This is a genomic window from Shewanella sp. T24-MNA-CIBAN-0130 (genome assembly GCF_040310185.1).
Taxonomy (GTDB): domain Bacteria; phylum Pseudomonadota; class Gammaproteobacteria; order Enterobacterales; family Shewanellaceae; genus Shewanella; species Shewanella psychromarinicola.
On sequence record NZ_JBEOPP010000101.1, the window covers coordinates 1 to 5,922 of the forward strand.

Below are 5,922 nucleotides of genomic sequence, written 5' to 3' on the forward strand. Positions count from 1 at the left end.
GAAGGTCGTTTCAAATCTCAAGCTCTGCTTGATGAAGCCGCAGTATTAGCCTGTATGGCCTACGTTGATTTAAACCCAGTCAGAGCTAACATGGCTGCAACTCCAGAAACCTCAGATTACACCAGTATTCAGCGCCGTATAAATTCAGCGATGAAAGGCGAGCAACCACCAGAGCTATTACCGTTTGTGGGTAATGAACGACTCAACATGCCTAACGGGCTCATGTTCAGCGTGAAAGACTACATCGTCTTAGTTGAAGATACCGGTCGGATTATTCGAGAAGATAAACGTGGCGCCATTAGTTCAAGCAGTCAGGACATACTGAATAGGCTAAACATCCCCGCAGAGAATTGGCTTAAAATCACTACAGAGTTTGGTACATTATTTAAAGGCGCTGTCGGCGCATTACCTGCCTTAACCGAATACTGTGAGCATTTAGACCGAAAACGACGACAAGGCGCGGCAAATTGTCAGCGCTGGCTGTGCGCTTAAGTCATAATCCCCAATCAAATTACAATTCATCTTACACTTGATGACTATCAAGTTTTCCTGCTGTGCCGAATTTTGAAAAAGACTGGCAAACCAGTTGCTTAGCGCTAATTTTTTAGTCATATCGATAGGGATAGGTGAGTTGAGCATATCGACTATACCTCTCGCCAAAGCCATGAAAACGAGTTATGTTATTTGTTAAAAAATGGGTGGCTTAGTTTTTATTATTCAAAGGCGAGTAACAAATTGATCGAGTCGTTGTCTTTCATTACCGTATTTATAAAAACTACAGGTTTAGCTATGCTGGCTATTGGCGGGCTTTGGGCTTCTGGATTGAGCTTCGAAAGTATTTCCATTGTGCCCCAAGAAACCTCGTCAACTCGCTTTCTTTGTTAACAGACTCTTCGTACTAGAGCTGTCATCTAGCCAGGTATATGGACCACAGTGAACTCCTCGTGGCTTTATCTTCGCTCGGATCAAAGGTTTTTGCCTATTTATTGAAGCTCACCCAGCTAAAGGAAGGTGAGCTTCAATAAACAAAATCATGCTGAGGTAAGCTAGGCTCATGACAATATCATCGATAAATACCCACCGATTAGTGCTAGAACGGTCGTGAATGCATAGCTCACTGGATAGGGGACTGCGGCAACTGAACTGTGCGATTCTTCCATGATTGCATTTAGGCTTGGAGTGCTGTTTCGTCCTCCTGCCGCGGCGCCGTCTGAGATTATTGTATTCAGACCAAATACCTTTATCCCGATCCAGAAGGCAACAAGTGGTGGAATAAGCGCCCCTGCAATACCGATTAGTACAATCCATAGAATCGTGTCGCCTCCAAAGGCTGTCATGACCTTAGATCCTACGTTGGCGGCTAAAACAGCAACAAAGGCATTTAAGCCGAAGTCTTGTAGAAAGCTACGCGCCCCTTCATTTACGGGGCCGCCAAAGTTTGGGTTTCGGCTTCTAAAATAACTTACTCCTATGCCTGCCATAATAACGCCTGCTGATGTTCCTAACGCAAAAGGGATGCCTGATATAGTGATTGTGATTACCCCCACTAGATAGCCGACCAACATGGCAAACGCAAGGTAAATGACCTCCGATTTCATCGTGAATAGGATTGCATGACCGCCCAGTTGCTTTGCCGCTCTTTGGATAGCAGCATCAGGGCCGTTCAGACGCATAACATCACCGAATAGAACGTCGGTCTTAGGACCGAGAGGCAACTCGTTGCCAGCCCGAAACATTGCTTGGACTGTAACGCCAGCCGACAGCTGCAAACGAAGTTCGTCTAGGCTTTTTCCCGATATTTTGTGCGATCCCATAGTGACATCTGCAACCTCAATGGGTACATTTCGTGCCTGCGGGTCGTCTGATTCTAGGCCGATTAACTTGCCTTCCGTCTCGATCAAGTCGTGCACATCGGCACGCACTGTGATTATGTCATCTTTTTGAACTGTGGGGTCAGTTGTCATATTCAGGATCTTGCCATCACGAACTACGCGTAGGATGGGCACTTCCGGAAAGTCTTTAGCCAGTTGCGACAAGGTGCGGTCGATAAAGCTTTTGTGGGTGACGGTAAATGCACGAAGGCCAATAGACGTGAAGGTCATTGTTAATGCACCCGGAGCTCCGGGCACTGGATCGGTCCCACCTCCGCTAAAATCAGTTTCAGCTAGCTTTGCCTCGGCAACGGCGTCATAGCCAAAAATGCGCGGTAGATAGCGGATCAACATAATGGTCAATACAGTAGACAGAACATAGCTGATTGCATAAGCGGCGGCCATATTAGCACCGACCTGTTGCACTGACATGCCATCAGGTGGAATGAAGGCTCCGCTAGTTAACGCATCCTGACCGACACCCAAGATTGCGGTGATCGTATAACTTCCTGAGATCAGTCCCGTTGCATAGCCCGGGGCAAGACCGGCCAGCATTGCACCAAAAAAACATATAACCCAGTTTAGACTCCAGACAATAAAGCCGATCACAAGAAATGCTAGTCCGCCTTTTCGCAAACCAGAAAAAAATTGTGGGCCGACTTTGAGCCCAAGTGCATACATGAAAAGTAGCAGCATAAACGATGACAGTACGCCTGGAATTGAATAGGCGATGCCATAAGCAGCCTGTGCAATCATCGAAAATAATACCCCGATCAGTAGTGTGCCAGCCGTTGAGCCCAGAGATATAGTCTTGAGACTGAACTTCCCGATCAGTGTCCCCAATGCAAGCGACAACAGTATGAAGGCAATAGGCTGGTTGTCCAACAGCTGAAAAAAGCCGTGAAAACCCGCCTCGGTTACCGGTTTTATCGTATCGAATACTTGCTCGATAGCCCCACCTGAGCTAGATATCGTATTTTGAGCTGATGCCGGACAGGCTACAAATAGCAGTGGTAGAGTGATAATACCGACGACCGTTTTTAAGATCGACTTAATATATTGTATTGATTTATCCATGATTAAATCCTGGCTTCGCTGTTGAGTTTGGCACCGGATTTTTTACAAGATGGTCTATCGCAGATATTATATCGTCAAGCAGCAGTTGTACCAGATCATGGCTGACACCGTGCCGAATCAAAATCCGCTGAACTATGGTGTTTTGACGGTTCGAAGGTAGAGGGTAAGATGCAATCTGCCATCCCTTCATCCGCACCCTGTCCGATAGATCATAAAGTGTGAAACCTTGCTTCTCGTCTTTCAGCTTGTAGGCTACGGCAGGAAGACCGCCGTGACCGTCATAGATCATATCGAAAAATCCAAGTGTCGCCAATTGTTTAGCCAACCACTGAGCAGTATCCGAACAGGTCTGTTGAATAGCTGTATAACCTTCCATACCCAGGCGCAAGAAGTTATAATATTGGGCTATGATCTCGCCGCCTGGTCGTGAGAAATTCAGCGCAAAGGTAGGCATGTTGCCGCCAAGGTAATCGACATAGAAAACCAATTCCTCTGGTAGATCTTCCTGTGTTGCCCAGATCGCCCAGCCAACACCTAGCGGTGCGAGACCGTATTTATGACCGGATGCATTGATTGACTTGACTCTATCTATCTGGAAATCCCAGACTAGGTCGCGCTGAATGAAGGGGGCTATAAAACCACCTGAGGCAGCGTCCACATGGATTGGAATGTCGAGTCCAAACTCACGCTCGATCGCATCTAATTCAAGACTCAGAGCCTCTACTGGTTCATAGACACCAGTGAAGGTGACTCCGAGAGTCGCCACGACACCGATAGTGTTTTCGTCACAATATTTTCGTAGGTCCTCGGGTTTTAACCCAAGCGCATCGCCCTCTAATGGTACTTCCCGAATCTCGACATCGAAATAACGTGCGAATTTCTTCCAGCAAATCTGCACAGGGCCGGTCACGATGTTTGGCTTACTTGAGTCCTTGCCCTCAGCTTCACGGCGCTTACGCCATTTCCACTTGAGGGCTAGACCGCCTAGCATTGCCGCCTCACTAGACCCGGTTGTCGAGCATCCAATCGTTTCCTGTGATTTATGTGCATGCCAAAGATCCGCAAGTATATGAACACAGCGTTTCTCTATTTCGGCTGTTTGTGGGTATTCGTCCTTGTCGATCATGTTCTTGTCAACCGCGTCTGTCATTAGCTGCTTGACCTCGTCCTCGACCCAAGTTGTACAAAATGTAGCTAGGTTTTGACGAGAATTTCCGTCGAGCATGAGTTCATCGTGGACAAAAGCATAAGCAATGCGAGGTTCGGTCCGACCTTGCGGCATTTGATACTTAGGTAAGCTTTCTTGTGAGGCATTGGTTGCATAGATATCTAGTAGGCTGGATTGATCGTTTTGTTTTACTTTATGAATGGGCATGGTTAGTTCCTCGGTTGTAAAGGTACGTTAGAGGCAGGGGAGGTGATCTTGTGCCGTTGGAGCAAAGAAGATTTTATATCTTGGTTGCTTGTGTTGTATGTGTGGCATCCATAAAAACATTGGTTAATCGCTTTACTTTACAGAAAACGTATTTCATTTTTCTTGTTCATATTTATAAGTAAGGTCTTCTAAATTTTGTTTATATTTTAGTTACATTCAACTTTTACTCCAGATATGGTTGTTCATGTAACGCGACCACACTTCCAGAGGAGTTACTCTTTTGTATTTACGTTAACGCATACGGAATTAATGTAAGCAATGGAATGGATACAACATCATCCTTTACACCATTGTTACAGTAACAACAATGAACTAGGTATTTAGTGATGTGGGTAGCATCTTTGGCTACAATATGATGACGGTAGCAGTGATACTGTGCAAGTCTCCTGCGACAGGCCAGCTGCAATTTAGAAGAGCCATTTTCAATTTACTTGCTTGTAATCAAGATGATCACAGTAAAAACTGGGCATTTTTACAGAGTGATAATGGTGAGTGGCAACCCGCACTATTTTATGATGTCACTTTCAGCCGCAATTATTTTGGCGAGCATGCTAAGTCTTTCACGGGGTTCGGAAAGCGACCACCACTTAAGGCTTTGCAAAAACTTGCTGATTCCGCAGGCTTTGCCCGTTGGTCAATTGCAGAAAAATAATCCGAGAGCTGATAACTGCTTTATCTGGCTTCGGTGATGTTGCCAAGGATTTAGAAATCCATTCGCAGACATTACCTCTGATACTTCGTTCTCCAGAAAACGCGGAGCACCTGAATCGTTCAATAGCACAGTATCGAGCTGGTCAAACAACAGTACGAGAGCTAATAGATGAGTAGCCGTCAGCGTTTATTATCTTAGACTGATGAAGCTTGGGATATTTACCTGTATTGGCAAACCCAAGATAAAGGACACTTAAACGTATTAATAAACTCATCAGCGATGTGAAGCGTTCACCATTTGAAGGTATAGGTAAACCTGAGCCTTTAAAAGAAAATTTATCTGGTTTTTGGTCACGTCGAATCGATGACACAAATAGGTTAGTTTGCGCAGTTGATAGTCAGGCAATCACGATTATTTCATGCCGTTATCATTACTAACTCAACTTTCAGCGTCGCTCATACCTTAATTGGGCGCTGGCGGAACCCACCATGATTTCGGTCTGCCAGCGGTCTGCATCGGTTTGATATATTCATTTAGCGCCCAGTAAATTATTGATGATTTTAGTGTGTCTTTCGGCCTTCAGCGTACTTTTCCCAGTCTAACAACATTATAACGTTTCAAGTTTTTTGTATTCACGACTCACTTCTGGGGGCTAACGCGCGAAGTTTAAGTTTTGTAGACTCATGTGCTTGAACCTCGCTCAATTTTTTGCAGTCAAGACTGAATGCGATAGGTCCAGGCTTATTCGCTTTCTCGACCTCTCGTTTAATGATCATTTTTGAAGTGTATACTCAAGTGAATTCAAACTGTAGGTTTTAATTTCTGAAAGTTATCATTAATTGTATCACCGAGTGTATCGGCAATATCGGGGAGGGTGATGCTAAAAA

The 5,922-nt window shown here is 45.2% G+C and carries 3 protein-coding genes and 3 pseudogenes; 4 read left to right on the forward strand and 2 right to left on the reverse strand.

Going from position 1 to position 5,922, the window contains the following annotated elements; genetic code table 11:
* Window positions 1-492 (forward strand): annotated as a pseudogene (locus AAEZ02_RS21435) (transposase); the annotation flags it as partial.
* A gap of 560 nt (window positions 493-1,052) precedes the next feature.
* Here AAEZ02_RS21435 and AAEZ02_RS21440 read toward each other — a convergent pair.
* Both AAEZ02_RS21440 and gad read right to left on the reverse strand, forming a co-directional pair.
* Entirely contained in the window at window positions 1,053-2,948 is a 1,896-nt protein-coding gene (locus tag AAEZ02_RS21440; RefSeq protein ID WP_124014321.1) for an aspartate:alanine exchanger family transporter, read from the reverse strand.
* Complete coding sequence (gene gad / locus AAEZ02_RS21445) at window positions 2,941-4,323, reverse strand: glutamate decarboxylase (protein WP_124014320.1); 1,383 nt, start codon at window positions 4,321-4,323, stop codon at window positions 2,941-2,943. Before gad ends, AAEZ02_RS21440 begins: the two co-directional genes overlap by 8 nt.
* A 412-nt stretch (window positions 4,324-4,735) precedes the next feature.
* On the opposite strand from gad, the gene AAEZ02_RS21450 reads away from it, so the two are divergent.
* The 3 genes and pseudogenes from AAEZ02_RS21450 to AAEZ02_RS21460 all read left to right on the forward strand — a co-directional run bounded on the left by AAEZ02_RS21450 (window position 4,736) and on the right by AAEZ02_RS21460 (window position 5,472).
* The gene (locus tag AAEZ02_RS21450; RefSeq protein WP_124014319.1) at window positions 4,736-5,035 is read left to right on the forward strand and encodes a HipA domain-containing protein; all 300 of its coding nucleotides are present in this window, start codon (window positions 4,736-4,738) and stop codon (window positions 5,033-5,035) included.
* A gap of 80 nt (window positions 5,036-5,115) precedes the next feature.
* A pseudogene (locus AAEZ02_RS21455) lies at window positions 5,116-5,211 on the forward strand (type II toxin-antitoxin system Phd/YefM family antitoxin); the annotation flags it as partial.
* 40 nt (window positions 5,212-5,251) lie between these two features.
* Window positions 5,252-5,472 (forward strand): annotated as a pseudogene (locus AAEZ02_RS21460) (Txe/YoeB family addiction module toxin).
* Window positions 5,473-5,922: the final 450 nt, after the last annotated feature.